The organism is Pauljensenia sp. 20925_1_27, assembly GCF_041432835.1.
Taxonomy (GTDB): Bacteria; Actinomycetota; Actinomycetes; order Actinomycetales; family Actinomycetaceae; genus Pauljensenia.
Genome location: NZ_JAPWAH010000004.1, coordinates 131,184 through 144,601, shown reverse-complemented (window position 1 = coordinate 144,601; position 13,418 = coordinate 131,184). Strand labels below are relative to the sequence as shown.

The window sequence follows — 13,418 nt, the reverse complement described above, 5'->3', positions numbered from 1 at the left end:
CTCCTTTGTTGTCGTGAGCTGCGTGCGATGGTTCGGCAGTGCGGCGCTGAACCGTGCGGACGCTGCTGACTGCCAGCGTATTCCTATTCCAGGTTGGTGTGTATGGTGGTGGGCGTATCTGGATGTGTGATGTGCAGCCGTTTGTGGTGGCTGCGGCGTGATTCCATGGTTCTGCTGTTGACGTGAGGCTGGGCGACCCTATACTGAACACTGTTCATTATGGATTGCACAGGTAGCAGGACAGTAGGATTTCGTGCCCAAACAAGTGATCGACCCGGAGACGCTGGTCAGTCAGGCCTATGTCATCGCCTCGCGCGACGGTATCTCCGCGCTCTCCGTGCGCAAGGTCGCCACCGCGTGCGGCATCGCTGTCGGCTCCGTCTACGGCTACTTCCCGACCAAGGCGGACCTGACGGCCGCCGTGCTCACCCGCTTCTTCGACGAGAACCTCTCCGACGAGCTGTGCGCCGTGCGCCCGGGTGAGCGCTTCACCTCCTACGTGCGGAGATTCCGCGAGGCCCTGTGCGCCGCGCGCGCCGACATGAGCGTCGACTGGTTCGCCGAGATGCGCCGCCTCCCCAGCGCAGAACAGGAAGCCCTCGAAGCCGTGCGCGCCCCCATGCTCGCCCACATCGAGCGCGGGCTCATGCGTGTTCTCGACGCGGACGAGGCCGCGGACCGCTCCCGGCTCGTCGGCCCCATGAACGCCGAGGCCCTGTGTCGCTACGTGCTGCGCAGTATTTTCGCTTCGCTCATGGAGGGCGGCGAGTGCGAGACGCTGTTCGCCCTCCTCGACGCCGCCCTGTACGACGACACCGCAGACGAAAAGGACACTAAGAAATGAGTCGATTCCGCATCAACAAGCAGTCCCTGATCGCCGTCGCCGGCATCGTCTGGCTGCTCGCCGGTCTGAACGTCGCGATCCTCGGCGTGCGCGCGGCCATCGACATGCGCGGAGTTGCCGCGATTATTTTCCTGGTGCTCGCGGGCGGCGCGGTCGCCATCTTCTGCGCCTTCCACCCCATGTTCAGCAAGCTTGTCCAGAAGAACGCCCAGCGCATCGCCGACCTGGAGGGGGATCGTCACCACGTCGTCCGCTTCTTCGACCGCAAGAGCTACATGATGATGGCGTTCATGATGTCGTTTGGTATTGGCATGCGCGCCGCAGGGCTCTTCCCTGACTGGTTCATCGCCTTCTTTTACACGGGCCTCGGCCTCGCCCTGACGCTGGCGGGTGTCAGTTACATTGCGCGGGGCGCGCGCGGTCGCGCCTGGGCGTTTCACGGGACCAACTGAGCGTTTCACGCTCTCCCAGCCAAGGCCTCGTCAACGGGTGAGGCCGTCGTGCTCCCCAGTGCTGCTGCTTCGTGTGTTGGCTGCAGTGCTATTGTGACCCTGTTTGAGTGACCTGCAAAAATATGGATAGCGCATGAACTTCTATACCCTCGACTACATTGTGTCGCACCAGAGTTTGGATGCGACACGGCGTCTAGCTGCGATCATCGTCTTGCTCGTTGTGGCTCTCGCTTTCAGTGCCCTGTATTTGCATAACCGAGTGAAAACCCGCTGGCGTGACGCGGGCATTGGCCTCCTCGTGTTCTCGCTCGTCCTGCTGGGAATCCAGACCGAGCAATATCTGAAGGTCAGCGATCAGCAGTCGCAGGCGCAGCTGCTCGTGGGCTTCATGGAAGGTGTCGCCATCGATCATGGCGTCCAAGTGCGTGATGTCATGGTGAATAAGACGTCCCTGCAGGACGGGATGATCGTGCGCTTTAACGAGGAGGACTACACCGTCCATCTCAATAATGACAACAATTCCTTCACGCTTGAGCGCACGCACATCATCGACCATGGCATCTATGTGAACGGGGAGCGCTGACATGGACTTCTACACGCTGACCGCTATCAAGTTCGCGCTCGGTATCCTCACGATGCTGCTCCAGATCAACATCTTGGGAAAGCGCGACTTCTCGCTGAATACGCCTCTCAACCAGGTGCAGAACTACGTGCTGGGCGGCATCATCGGCGGCGTCATCTACAACTCGTCGATTTCCGTCTTGCAGTTTCTCGTCATCATCTTGATCTGGTCGCTCGTTGTTATCGCGACGAAGATCCTCATCGATACCAGCAAAACCTTTAAGAAGCTTGCGGCCTGTCAGCCCGAACTGATCGTTCGTGATGGTGAAGTGGATATTGCGCGCTGTGCGAAGGTGGGAATGACCGCGGAGGGACTGAGTAGGAGCCTGCGTGAGCAGAAGATTGCCAGCGTGGGTGACGTCGCCGCAGCGATCATGGAAACCAACGGGTCTTTGACGATTCGCGTGCGAGGTGACGGCTCTAAGCGCTCGCTCCTGCCGCTCGTGACTGACGGCCAGCTCGTACCTGATGGTCTCCTTCTTGCAGGCAAGGATAAAGCCTGGATCAAGGAGGAACTCAAGAAGTTGGGGTATTCCTCGGTCAAGCAGGTGTTCCTGGGTGAGCTCGTCTCTGGGCACCTCGAGGTGATTCCGTACCCGAAGACAACGAGTGTCAAGAGCTGACTTCACGGAGGCCTCGTCAATTGACGAGGCCTCCTGCCGTTTCGTGGACCATCTGCCCTTTGGCGCCACGCGATTACCGCCACTGGCGGTATAATTGTGGCGGTAATAGGAGGTGGTCATGGCCTACGAACCGTCGTTCGAACGCACCGACGTGATTGATGCGCTCTGCATGGAGATCGCTGAGCTCGTCGGCATGCTGTCACCTCAAGCCCCACTGTCGACCAGCCCGACACTGCGTCGGGAGCTGCGGATCCAGACGATCTACTCCTCGCTCGTCATCGAAGGTAACAAACTCGATGAGCGCGCCGTGAGTGCGATCATCGATGGCAAGCGGGTTCTCGGAGACCGGCGTGACATCCTCGAAGTCGAAAACGCACGCGCCGCCTACGACCTTATTTCTGAACTCGATCCTCATTCGGTGGAAGATTTGCTGCGCGTTCACCGCGTCATGATGGGTGGCCTCGTCCCCGATGCTGGGCGCTTTCGGTCGGGCAATGTCGGTGTGTTCAACGGGGGTACTCTCATCCATGCGGGGAGTCCGGCAGTCTACGTCCCCGAGGTCATGGGAGGCATCTTCGAGTGGCTGCGTGCGACGCGTTTGCATCCGCTGCTTGCCTCGTGTGTCTTCCACTTCGAGTTCGAGTTCTGCCACCCCTTTTCAGATGGGAATGGTCGGATGGGACGGCTTTGGCACACGCTACTGTTGTCGCGGTGGCGTCCGGTGTTGGCCTGGGTGCCCATCGAGTCTGCGATCAGGAGGCGGCAGGCGGACTATTACGAGGCATTGGCGCGTTCTGGTGTGACCGGTTCGTGTGAAAGCTTCGTGGAGTTTATGCTCGAAGCAATCAGGGAAGCCATACTTCCGTACGCGCGGCCAGAGAGTGCAGCGGACGCGGAGCGTGCCCGCGCGCTCGCTTTCTTCCGTGACAACACGCGGTCAACCGTTGCCCAGCTCGCGCAGCACCTCGGATGTTCGAAGAGGAGCGCCGAGCGCATAGTCGCACAACTGAAAGAAGAAGGCATGCTTGAGCGTCAGGGGAGCCCCAGGTCGGGTGTGTGGGTTGTCCGTGCGCCGAGACTCTAAGCTGCATCAGTAGTCCATGTGTCGGCGTTGAGACTCCGCAACTTCATAACGAGTCCAAGCCGCTAGGGAGACAAGGAAGCCGACGATGAGGTACGCCAAAACGGTGCTCTTAACGGGCGGGGTGGAACTCCTCGTGAGGAACGCCGTCGCGTCGGACGCCCGCGCGCTGCGCGAGACCACGCAATGCACGCATGCGCAAACCGACTACCTGCTGTCCTACCCAGACGAGCAGAGCGGTGACGATGAACAAGAAGCTCGTTCCCTCGAGGAAACGGAACGTAGCTGCAATGAGGTTGAGCTCGTCGCAATCATCGATGGGCGCATCGTGGGAAGCGCAGGAGTCTCAGCAGTGCGTAGTCGGCGCAAGGTCGCCCACCGGGCGCGCTTTGGGATCAGCATCCTCAAGGAGTACTGGGGGATGGGAATCGGCCGGGTCCTGATGGAAGCGAGCATTGACTGCGCTCGGCAGGCGGGCTACACCCAGCTTGAGCTCGAAGTGGTGGCGGATAACGAACGGGCGGCGGCGCTTTACCGTCGCGCCGGATTCGAGGAGTATGGGCGCAATCCCCGAGGCTACAAGTCTGCGGCTGTGGGCTACCAGGAGCTTGTGTACATGAGGCTGGAGTTGTAGCGCCCGAAGGTGGACCTGGTGTCGGGGACACCAAGGCTCATAGTTCTACGCATCCCCGCGAGGCTTCCGCGGACATCGCGCGGTAGGCGATCTGCGTGCCGTCGACGGTGATGAAGGAGGTGGGGGTGGTCAGGTAGCTCACTGGAAGTCTCCAATGCGAACGATGGTCTTGCCCTGCGAGCCGCCGGCGCGCACCTTGGCCAGGGCCTCGTTGATCTGGTCGAGGGTGAAAGTCGCGTCGATGGATGCGGTCAGCGGACGCTCAGCCGGGAACAGGGGGGCGATGCTCTCCAACTGCGCGCCGTCCTCGTGAACGAAGATGAAATCGTAGGTCTGCTTCTTGCGCGCGGCCATCGCGTCGTACTTGCGGCCCGCGAGGGACAGGAGGAAGCGCTTGTACCAGGGAAGTCCCATCCGTCGCGCGAAACGGCCGTTGGGCATGCCGCGCAGCGACACGAGGTGGCCGCCCTCCTTGAGGACCTTGAACTCGGTCGGCAGCTCGCGGTCGCCCAGCGTATCGAGCACCAGATCCACCTCGGACAGGACGTCCGCGTAGCTCTGCTTCTTGTAGTCGATAAAGATGTCCGCGCCGAGAGCGCGCACCCGCTCCTCGTTCTCTCCGTTGCCGTTCGTAGCGACCGTCAGGCCCAGGCTCTTGGCGAGGGGAATCGCCATCGCTCCGAGGGACCCGGTGCCGCCAGAAATGAACACCGTCTGGCCGGGCTTTGCGTCCATCAGCTCAAAGGACTGCATGGCGGTGAGGGCCGTCAGTGGCACGGTCGCCGCTTCCTCAAGGGAAAGGTAATCGGGGACGTGAGCCAGTGCGCCGGCGTCCACGGCCGCAAACTCGGCGAACGCGCCGATCTTGCCCAGAGGCATGCGTCCGTAGACGCGGTCACCGACCGCAAAACCGGTCACGTTCGCGCCGACCTCCTCGACGACGCCGGAAAACTCGTTACCCATGACGAGGGGGAGAGCGTAGGGGGTGATCAGCTTGACCTCGCCGCGCATAATCATGTTGTCCAGCGGGTTGACCGCCGCGGTGTGGATCTTGACGAGCACCTCATCCGAGGCGGGGGCGGGGGTAGGGATCTCGCGTACCTCGAGGTCGGTGGCGTTCTTGTCGTAGCGGGTGAGGATAGCTGCCTTCATGATGGTCCTTCGGTTCGTGGGGAGTCGTGTGGATCAGAGGTGTGAGCGCATGTGAGCGATGCAGTCGGCCAGGGTGGTCTGTGCGAGTTCGCGTTCGATGGCCTCGTTCTGCTTCTGAAACACGTCGGCGAGTGTCGGGCGGATGTGTGCCCCGACGATGCACTCGTCGTTCGGGTTCTCGTGAATGTCAAAAAGCTGGATCTGATCCGTGTCGGTGACGGCGCAGTAGACGTCGCGCAGGGAGATCTCCCGCGCGGGCTTGGTGAGCGTGAAACCGCCCGCCGCGCGGCTGGACTCGATGAATCCCGCCTTCGCCAGGGGGGCCGTCAGCTTGCGGATGTAGCTGGCGTTGGTGCCCACACTCGCCGCGATGGCGGTCGAGTTGATGGGGGAGTCGGCCTCGGAGATGAGGATGAGCGCGTGAATCGCGGAAGAGAATCGAGTGTCCATCACCTTGTCCGTTTCTGTATCAGATGCAGATACAGTATTTGGCTGGTCGGCATCCGTCAACGGATGGTGGTGTGACGTGTGCGTCTTTGGTGTATCGAGTTTCTCGGCCCCGGCCTCGTCCGTTCTGGTCAGAGACGAGGACTGAGTAGGGAAAACCGTGGCGGGCGCGCGGTTGTGAGTGACGTACCCTTGAATCGTGAAGGTTCTCGTCGTTCCCATGGTCGCCCGCTCGCGGATGGGCGGGCCGTGGTCGCGCGCGCAGCGCGTCGCCCGCGCCTTCCAGGACGCCGGCCACGAGGTCACGCTCGCGTGGGGAGACGACGGCAACTGCGCCGATCCCATCGCGCCCACGCTCGAGATTCCGGTGCCCTCACCCCTCGGACTTCCCGAGGCCATTGCGCGCCATACCTTCCCCCTGGCCTCGCGCCTCGGCCTCATGGGCCGCAAGCCCGTGCACAGCTTCGAGGAGGTCCTCTGGCTCACCGGAACCCTCGACGAGCGCTACACCTGCGCGGCCGTCGATATCCTCCGCGCCCACATGCGTGCCATCCGCCCCGACGTGGTCTACTCCGAATTCAGCCTCGCCGCCATCATCGCCGCCCGCGCCGAGGGAATCCCGTGCGTGGGCAGCGCCTCGCAGCCGACAACCGCCGCCTACGCCTCCAACCCGCGTAAATCCGCGGGAATTCGGCGCCTGCTACGCGACATGGGCATGCCCGCCCCGGCCTCGTCCCTGACGGTTCTCGAGGGGATGAGGCGCCGCTTCATCCTGAGCTGCCCGACCCTGGAACCGCGGGCAGGGGAGCGGGCTGTCTACTGCGGGTTCCTGGACGAGCCACCCGCCCCCACGGGTAAGCCTCGCGACTGCGCCCTCGTTTACCTCGGCGCGGGCAGCGTCCCCGCGGGCGTGGCCGTGCGCGCCGGACGAGAGCTCGCCGAGGCTCTCGACTGCGACGTCTACGTCGCGGGAGCGCCCGAGGCTATCCACGCCTCAGGCGACTACACGGTGCGCTGCGCGCCCCGCTTCGACGTCGCCGATCTCCTGCCACGCGCCCGCGTCTTCGTGCACCACGGCGGGCAAAACTCGATGATGGACGCCCTGTCCTATGAGGTCCCCCAGGTGATCGTCCCGGGTCGCGTCTTTGAGCGCCAATTCAACGCCGAGGCCGTGGAAAACGCGCGCTGTGGCCTGACCGTGCGCGCTTCCCAGCCAGCGCTCATTGCGCGCGCCGCCCGTGCCCTCCTCGACGAACCCGCGCTGACCTCGGGAATCCGAGGGCTACGCGAGGAACTGTCCTCTCTGGGAGGCACCAAGCGCATCGTGCGCGAGGTAGAAAAACTGATCAGCTAGGCCCAGCCGCGCAGGATCGCCTCCAGGCCACGCTCAAACTGGGCGTTAAAGTCGTAGCGGCCATCCAGGAGATCCTCGATGAGCGGGCGCAGAGCCTGCGCGTCCTCGGGGTCGAGCGCGGCGCTCGCGGCCGACAGGTCGACCGGCTGCTCGGGGGAGCCGCCCACGGGCGGGACGACCTCGGCGGCGACGAAGGCTGTCGTGTAGATCGACACGGCGTTGACCAGCCCCAGCATGTCCGCGTTCGGCGTGAAACCGCGCCGTGCGAGCGTCACGAACACGCGCGCCAGGAGCGCAAGCTGCTCGGGCGTCGACATGGGGTGCGTGAGTAGCAGCATGACCGCGCCCGGGTGGGAGCGCAGCGTGGAGGCCAGGCAATGCGCGTAGGCGCGCATGTAGGTCAGCAGGGGCGAGGCCGGGGCGCCCTCGGTCGTTTCTGAAACCGCGTGCGCCGGTGCCGCCGCTCCGTCGACTGCCTCGTTGTCGACGCGGCCCAGGAAGGCCTCGAACGTGAGGCGCCAGACCTGCTCGGCGATGCCCTCCAGGAGGGCGGCCTTGTCGGGGAAATGGCGATAAAAGGCGGCCTGGGAGACGCCGAGACGCTTTCCCAGGGACCGCAGAGACAAAGCGGAGAGCCCCTCCTCGTCGACCAGGTCGAGCGCGCTCGACAAGATGATGTCTCGCGATAGCGCGCGCTGGCGTGACGACGGCATGGGCTCTCCGCTTCGGTGGTCATTACTCCCTGTGATACCGGAACTGTACCAGTGCCAGCCCCGCGATCACCGCGAAGAAACCCCACAGGACGCCGATCCGCGCCCCGACGTCCGACAGGCTTGCCCCGTCCAGGCTCACCTCCTGAATCGCGGTGATCGCCCAGTACGCGGGGGACAGGCGCGCGGCGTGCTGCGCCCAATCGGGGAACGAGGAGACCGTGGAGAAAGAACCGCCGATGCCGGCCGCCAGCATGCCGATGATGTTCGACAACGACAGGGCCGCGTCGCGGCTGCGCGACCACAGCGCGAGCGTGACGCCGAGCGCCGACAGGACCGCGGAGAAACTGAGAAGAACCGCAGCGAGCGCGACGAGGGACCCGGTCGGCCGATAGCCGAAAACGAGAGCGCCGAGCGCGAGGACAACTGCGATCTGAACGGTCTGCATGAGGAAGGCGACCAGCGCCTTACCCGTCAGAATGGACGCGCGCGAGGTGGGCGAGGCCTCGAGGCGCTCCCATGTGCCCCACGAACGCTCGTTGAAGAACGAGCTGATGATGTTCTGCACGGCCAGGAACGAGAAGAGGATCGCGATCGATGGGACCGCCTGCTCGGCACCGGTGACGCCCGTGTAGCCGTCGGCCAGGAGCATCGACTTGAACGCCGGCATCATGAAGGGAATCAAGACGAGGGGGATCACCGTCAGGATCAGCGTGGGTGCCGGGTCGGTGAGCTGCAGGCGGATGTTCAAGCGGGTCATTGCCCCGAGTTGCTTAAGCTGCGACATGGTCATTCTCCTTGATGATCTGCAGATACGCGTTGTGCAGGCTCGCCTGCGCGATGCGCACGTCCATCAGGCGCGCGCCTTCGAGGGCGGGCGAGGCCAAGGCTTCGCCGATCCGCGAGCCAGGGTCGGCCTCGTCCCCGATGTGCCGGAGACACCTGTCGTCGGCGCTCCACCCGTCGATCGAGGGGACGGGGCGGTCGAACTCGAGGGTGACCTCGGCGCGCCCGTGGGCGGAAATGATGTCTTCGAGCGTGCCGCTCGCGACGATGCGTCCCTCGTTCAGGATCGCGACGTCGGAGCCGAGCTCCTCGAACTCGGCGAGGTAGTGAGAGGTATAGACGATGGCCGCGCCATCCTGCGCGAGCTGGCGCACCGCTCCCAGGATCTGGCTGCGCGCCTCCACGTCCGCGCCGACGGTCGGCTCGTCCATGAACACCAGGCGCGGGCGGTGCATGATCGCCATTCCCGCGTGGAGCCTGCGCTGCTGCCCGCCCGACAGGTGTGAGGCGCGCTGCCCTCGCTTCTCTGTGAGGCCGAGGAGGTCCATGACCTCGCCCGCGCGGGAGGTGGCCTCGCGTCGGCCGAGTCCGTGCAGCTCGCCGAAGGCTGCCAGATTCTGGGCGACGCTCAGGTCGGGGTAGATGCCCAGCTCCTGGGGTGCGTACCCGATAAGTCGTGCGGCCTCGGCGGATGCGGTGCGGTGGCCGCAGATGGATGCGGTCCCCGAGTCGGCGCGGCGCAGTCCGCACAGGATCGTGATGAGCGTGGACTTGCCGGCCCCGTTTCGTCCGAGCAGGCCGAGGATCTGACCGGGTTCGACGCGCAGGTCGACCCCGCGCAGGACCTCGTGGGCACCGTAGCTCTTGCGGATTTCCCGGACTTCTAAGGCCGGGGCGTGTGGGTGTGACACGGTTTCTCTCCCATCGGTTAACGCTGTTAACTTTGTGTCGCGACATAGGTTAACAGTGTTAACTTATGTGCGCAAGCCAGTGCTGCGTGCCGGGGAAAATGCTGATTTGCTGCGTTTTTCTGACAATCTGTCGCTGCACGGGGGAGAGGAGCGGCCCTACACTGTCCACGCTAGGCGTGAAGGAGGACTGAAAGTGCCAGGTCTGGAAACCTACGACGCGATCATGCTGCTGTCCTACGGTGGCCCGAACGGCGAGGAGGACGTCCTGCCGTTCATGCGCAACGCGACGCGTGGCCGCGGAATCCCCGACGAGCGCCTGCTTCAGGTCGCCGCCCACTACAAGCGCTTCGGCGGCGTCTCGCCCATCAACGCGTGCAACCAGCGCCTGATCGCGGACTTGTCTGCCGAGCTCGCTCGCCGTGGGCATGACATTCCCGTCGGGTGGGGAAACCGCAACTGGCACCCCTTCGTCACCGAAGGACTCGACGAGCTCGCTCAGGCGGGCGCCCGGCGCATCCTCGTCCTGCCCACCTCCGCCTACGCCTCGTACTCGGGGTGTCGCCAGTACCGCGAAGACCTCGCCGAGGCGGCGGCTGCCCTGCGCGACAAGTGGGGCACCATCGTCCTGGGCGCCGAGGACAGTGCTGACAACCCCGACGCCGACATCATCCTGGACAAGGTCCGCCCCTACTACTCGGCCCCCGGCATGGCGAGCGCGCAGATCACATCCGTTCGGCGCGCGTGGGAGGCCCTCGCGGCACGCGGAGTCGATCCGGCCGGGATCCGCCTGATCTTCGTCACCCACTCCATTCCCGTGAGCATGGAAGCTGGGTCCTCGCCCTTCCCCTTCCGTCCCTCGATCGACGAGGCCGTGGCGGCCTCGGACGGTCATGTCGAGCAGCGGGGGAGTGAGGCCTCGTCGCAAACGGGAACCCCTGCAACCGAAATCAGCTACGTCGCCCAGCATCACGCCCTCATCCAAGCGATCATGCCCGAGCTGCGCCGCGTCCTCGGCCGCGCGGATCTGGGCTACGACCTCGTCTATTGCTCGCGGTCCGGACCCCCGCAGGCCCGCTGGCTCGAGCCCGATATCAACGATTTCCTCGAGGAGATCGCGGCCGACACAACGCCGCTGACCGGTACTGTCGTCGTTCCGATCGGGTTCATCTGCGACCACATGGAGGTCGTCTACGACCTCGACACCGAGGCGAAGGAAACCGCCGCGCGCCTGGGGATCCCCTACGAGCGCGCTGACACCGTCTCCACCGACCCGGGCTTCGTGTCCTCCCTGGTCGACGTGCTCGAAGAACGCGCGGCCCAGGCGCGAGGCGAGAATCCCTCGCCCGTCACCGTGACGGGCACCGGCCCCTTCCACACCGTCTGCCCGAGCGACTGCTGCCTCTCCCCGGCGCGCCCAGGCCACCCCTCACCCGCCGCCGCGAGCGCCCACCCCGGCACCGCCCCTCATTCTTCCGGCGCGCCCGCCCGAGCCGCCGGTCAACCAGCCACAACTCAGGAGGACTCCATGTCTACCCCGCATCCCCACGCCGTCGTGCCGCCCGAGCAGAACCCGGAAAACCCGGGACATCCCGCGGGAGTGCCGGACCGCGTCGGTGAGCACGCCGCGCGCCACCAGGCCCGCCACGCGGGTACCGAGGCGACGCCCCACTCGCACGCCGCTCACGCCCGCGTCACCGACCCGCGCGACGCGACGGACGTCGACTTCGACGAGGTCAACAACAAGCAGCACTACGCCCTCTACTCCGTGTTTGCGCTCGGTGAGTCCCTGCCCGCCGACGATGGCGAGCGCGGCCGCATCGTCGCCGAATCCCTGGACTACGTGAAGGGCGCGGGCGCGGAAATCCGCGGCTTCTACGACGTGTCTGGCTTCCGCGCCGAGGCCGACCTGATGGTGTGGTGGCTCGACGACGACCCCGAGGTCCTGCAGGACGCCTACCACCGCCTGCGCGCGTCAGCGCTGGGCAAGTTCCTGGACCCGGTGTGGTCCTGCATGGGCCTGCACACCCCCGCCGAATTCAACAAGCGCCACATTCCCGCCTGCTTCGGCGGCGTCGCCCCCCGCGACTGGGCGATGGTCTACCCCTTCGTGCGCTCCTACGACTGGTACCTCAAAGCTCCCGAAGAGCGCGCCCGCATCATGGCCGAACACGGCCGCAACGGCTTCGCGCAGTACCCGGACGTCAAGGGTTCGACCCTGTCGGCCTTTGGCTTCTCCGACTACGAGTGGGTGCTCGCCTTCGAGGCTGACACCCTGGATCGCCTCGAGGGCGTCATGCACGCTCAGCGCTACACCGAGGCGCGCCTCTACGTGCGCGAGGACACCCCGTTCTTCACGGGTCCGCGCGTGAGCCTCGGCGAGTGGGCGGAGCGCCAGCCCCGCGCATAAGTCCCCCTTATCTGCGAGCCTGCCCCGGCCTCGTCCCTGAGAAAAGGAACGAGGCCGGGGCTGCGTGTGTCGCGCTCACGCGGCGCGGCGTGCCCTACTTGCCCGGGAAGAGCAGCGGCAGGTTGTGCTCGACCTGGTTGGCGATCGAGGTCATTGAGTGGGTTTCGCCGTCGTCGATCCACAGCTGCAGGCTGTCCTCGGTCATGACGTCGGGATAGTCCTCGCGGAGCTCATCAATCTGCGGGGTCATATCCCACAGGGCTGGGTCCTCCGAGCCGACCGACGCGAGAATGAGGAAGTCGCGTGGCCCGTAGTGGGCGCGTGTGACGCCGGCGGTCACCAGCTCGGCGATGCGCGGGGAATCCGCGTCCTCCTCGCGCCCGATCCACGACTCACCGGCCATCGGCATGTACCCGTAGAAATACTGCGGACGCAAGGCAAAAACATCCCACGTGGTCGTCGCGCCCATCGAGAAACCGCCGAATGCGCGGTGCTTGCGCGAGGCTCGCAGCGACTGGTCGGACGTGTCGCCGCGGGCGAACGTGGTGTAGCGAGACTCGACCGTGTCGATCAGGGTATCGATCTCGCTCGTCGCGAAGAAGCGATTGAGGGTGTAGTCCTCCTCGTAGTCGTCCGTCGCGAAGGACCGATCCGGATAGTAGGTCGCGAAAACGACCAGCGTCGGTGCGGCCTTGCCGGCGGTCTCCAGCTCGTCGACGACCGGCGCGACGCCGTCAGCCAGACCAGCCGCGTTACCCCACCAGCCGTGCGTCAGATAGAGGACGTTCGCGGGTGTGTCCGAGGCGTAGGACGCGGGAACGTACACGTAGGCCTGCTTGGTGTAAGTCGTCCCCTCATAGCTCTGCTCGTAGGTGATCGTGTCGATCGTGCCGTGCAGAGACTTGGCCGTGTCCATGAGTGAGGCGACGCCCTCGGGCAGGGGGTCCTCGTCCTCTTCATAGGCAATGGCCGTGGGGTCTTTCTGTCCGTTGCCCGAGCGGTTGAGCGCGAACGCCGTGACCCCCGCGAGGGCGAGCAGGCACAGCGCGATGATGGCGGTGATGCGGAACCTATTGGTTTGTCGTACGAGTCGTGTTGTCACTGGCTGCGCCTCGTCCCGTTCGTCGTCATGCGTTCTGCTGTCCTCATGCGGTCCACTCTATGCCCGCTTGATGTACCGCTACCAATTAGTGTGGTGATTCCCGCGTCATCGTCCTTGCCGTTTCTTTATGGTTCCCCCGCCGTCCCCTTGTCGTTTCCCCTGAACCTCGCACGTCCTTCCCCACCAATTTCGCATGCAATTCCCCCGCAGATCTTTCAGAATTTGAATTGTGATCGTTGAAATTCCGCGGTTTCTGGGAGGGTGTTGAAATGGCCGGTTGGGGAATTGCATGCG

The 13,418-nt window shown here is 64.7% G+C and carries 14 protein-coding genes; 8 read left to right on the top strand and 6 right to left on the bottom strand.

Annotated features, from left to right (window positions below; genetic code table 11):
• Positions 1–253 precede the first annotated feature (253 nt).
• From O3684_RS04420 to O3684_RS04395, 6 genes are all read left to right on the top strand, one after another.
• Complete coding sequence (locus O3684_RS04420; protein WP_500065284.1) at positions 254–844, top strand: TetR family transcriptional regulator; 591 nt, start codon at positions 254–256, stop codon at positions 842–844.
• Positions 841–1,296, top strand: a complete 456-nt coding sequence (locus O3684_RS04415; RefSeq protein WP_500065283.1) for a hypothetical protein — start codon at positions 841–843, stop codon at positions 1,294–1,296. The genes O3684_RS04420 and O3684_RS04415 overlap by 4 nt, the downstream gene beginning before the upstream one ends.
• A 133-nt stretch (positions 1,297–1,429) precedes the next feature.
• Complete coding sequence (locus tag O3684_RS04410) at positions 1,430–1,879, top strand: DUF3290 domain-containing protein (protein ID WP_500065281.1); 450 nt, start codon at positions 1,430–1,432, stop codon at positions 1,877–1,879.
• A 1-nt stretch (position 1,880) separates the two neighbouring features.
• On the top strand, positions 1,881–2,540 hold the full coding sequence (locus tag O3684_RS04405) for a DUF421 domain-containing protein (protein ID WP_021611464.1): 660 nt from the start codon (positions 1,881–1,883) through the stop codon (positions 2,538–2,540).
• Between the two features lie 118 nt (positions 2,541–2,658).
• Positions 2,659–3,624 (top strand): Fic family protein, encoded by a 966-nt coding sequence (locus O3684_RS04400; RefSeq protein WP_500065280.1) that lies wholly within the window; start codon positions 2,659–2,661, stop codon positions 3,622–3,624.
• An 85-nt stretch (positions 3,625–3,709) separates the two neighbouring features.
• Positions 3,710–4,255: a GNAT family N-acetyltransferase gene (locus O3684_RS04395; protein ID WP_500065278.1), complete on the top strand. Its 546-nt coding sequence runs from the start codon at positions 3,710–3,712 to the stop codon at positions 4,253–4,255.
• A 138-nt stretch (positions 4,256–4,393) separates the two neighbouring features.
• Here the strand turns inward: O3684_RS04395 and O3684_RS04390 are convergent, their stop codons facing one another.
• Together O3684_RS04390 and O3684_RS04385 are read right to left on the bottom strand one after the other, a co-directional pair.
• Positions 4,394–5,407: an NADP-dependent oxidoreductase gene (locus O3684_RS04390; RefSeq protein WP_500065277.1), complete on the bottom strand. Its 1,014-nt coding sequence runs from the start codon at positions 5,405–5,407 to the stop codon at positions 4,394–4,396.
• Positions 5,408–5,440: 33 nt separating this feature from the next.
• Complete coding sequence (locus O3684_RS04385) at positions 5,441–5,857, bottom strand: Rrf2 family transcriptional regulator (protein WP_500065276.1); 417 nt, start codon at positions 5,855–5,857, stop codon at positions 5,441–5,443.
• A 217-nt stretch (positions 5,858–6,074) separates the two neighbouring features.
• Here O3684_RS04385 and O3684_RS04380 point away from each other — a divergent pair, with 217 nt between their 5' ends.
• A complete protein-coding gene (locus O3684_RS04380; RefSeq protein ID WP_500065305.1) occupies positions 6,075–7,208 on the top strand; it encodes a glycosyltransferase in 1,134 nt (377 codons plus the stop codon).
• On the opposite strand, the gene O3684_RS04375 is transcribed toward O3684_RS04380, so the two are convergent.
• The 3 genes from O3684_RS04375 to O3684_RS04365 are packed head-to-tail and all read right to left on the bottom strand — an operon-like array spanning position 7,205 to position 9,615.
• Positions 7,205–7,921, bottom strand: a complete 717-nt coding sequence (locus O3684_RS04375) for a TetR/AcrR family transcriptional regulator (RefSeq protein WP_500065275.1) — start codon at positions 7,919–7,921, stop codon at positions 7,205–7,207. The genes O3684_RS04380 and O3684_RS04375 overlap by 4 nt on opposite strands.
• Before the next feature lie 22 nt (positions 7,922–7,943).
• Positions 7,944–8,705: an ABC transporter permease gene (locus tag O3684_RS04370; RefSeq protein WP_500065274.1), complete on the bottom strand. Its 762-nt coding sequence runs from the start codon at positions 8,703–8,705 to the stop codon at positions 7,944–7,946.
• Positions 8,692–9,615: an ABC transporter ATP-binding protein gene (locus tag O3684_RS04365; RefSeq protein WP_500065273.1), complete on the bottom strand. Its 924-nt coding sequence runs from the start codon at positions 9,613–9,615 to the stop codon at positions 8,692–8,694. The genes O3684_RS04370 and O3684_RS04365 overlap by 14 nt, the downstream gene beginning before the upstream one ends.
• Before the next feature lie 193 nt (positions 9,616–9,808).
• Here O3684_RS04365 and hemQ point away from each other — a divergent pair, with 193 nt between their 5' ends.
• Positions 9,809–12,022 (top strand): hydrogen peroxide-dependent heme synthase, encoded by a 2,214-nt coding sequence (hemQ, locus tag O3684_RS04360; protein WP_500065272.1) that lies wholly within the window; start codon positions 9,809–9,811, stop codon positions 12,020–12,022.
• 94 nt (positions 12,023–12,116) lie between these two features.
• Here hemQ and O3684_RS04355 read toward each other — a convergent pair whose 3' ends face one another.
• Positions 12,117–13,124, bottom strand: a complete 1,008-nt coding sequence (locus O3684_RS04355; RefSeq protein ID WP_500065271.1) for an alpha/beta hydrolase — start codon at positions 13,122–13,124, stop codon at positions 12,117–12,119.
• Between the last annotated feature and the right edge of the window lie 294 nt (positions 13,125–13,418).

Bases quoted from the DNA above. Each gene is read 5' to 3' on its own strand.
- O3684_RS04370 (WP_500065274.1), bottom strand. From the start codon at position 8,705: ATGTCGCAGCTTAAGCAACTCGGGGCAATGACCCGCTTGAACATCCGC.
- O3684_RS04410 (WP_500065281.1), top strand. From the start codon at position 1,430: ATGAACTTCTATACCCTCGACTACATTGTGTCGCACCAGAGTTTGGAT.
- O3684_RS04375 (WP_500065275.1), bottom strand. From the start codon at position 7,921: ATGCCGTCGTCACGCCAGCGCGCGCTATCGCGAGACATCATCTTGTCG.
- O3684_RS04395 (WP_500065278.1), top strand. From the start codon at position 3,710: ATGAGGTACGCCAAAACGGTGCTCTTAACGGGCGGGGTGGAACTCCTC.
- O3684_RS04400 (WP_500065280.1), top strand. From the start codon at position 2,659: ATGGCCTACGAACCGTCGTTCGAACGCACCGACGTGATTGATGCGCTC.
- O3684_RS04390 (WP_500065277.1), bottom strand. From the start codon at position 5,407: ATGAAGGCAGCTATCCTCACCCGCTACGACAAGAACGCCACCGACCTC.
- O3684_RS04405 (WP_021611464.1), top strand. From the start codon at position 1,881: ATGGACTTCTACACGCTGACCGCTATCAAGTTCGCGCTCGGTATCCTC.
- O3684_RS04385 (WP_500065276.1), bottom strand. From the start codon at position 5,857: ATGGACACTCGATTCTCTTCCGCGATTCACGCGCTCATCCTCATCTCC.
- O3684_RS04415 (WP_500065283.1), top strand. From the start codon at position 841: ATGAGTCGATTCCGCATCAACAAGCAGTCCCTGATCGCCGTCGCCGGC.
- O3684_RS04380 (WP_500065305.1), top strand. From the start codon at position 6,075: ATGGTCGCCCGCTCGCGGATGGGCGGGCCGTGGTCGCGCGCGCAGCGC.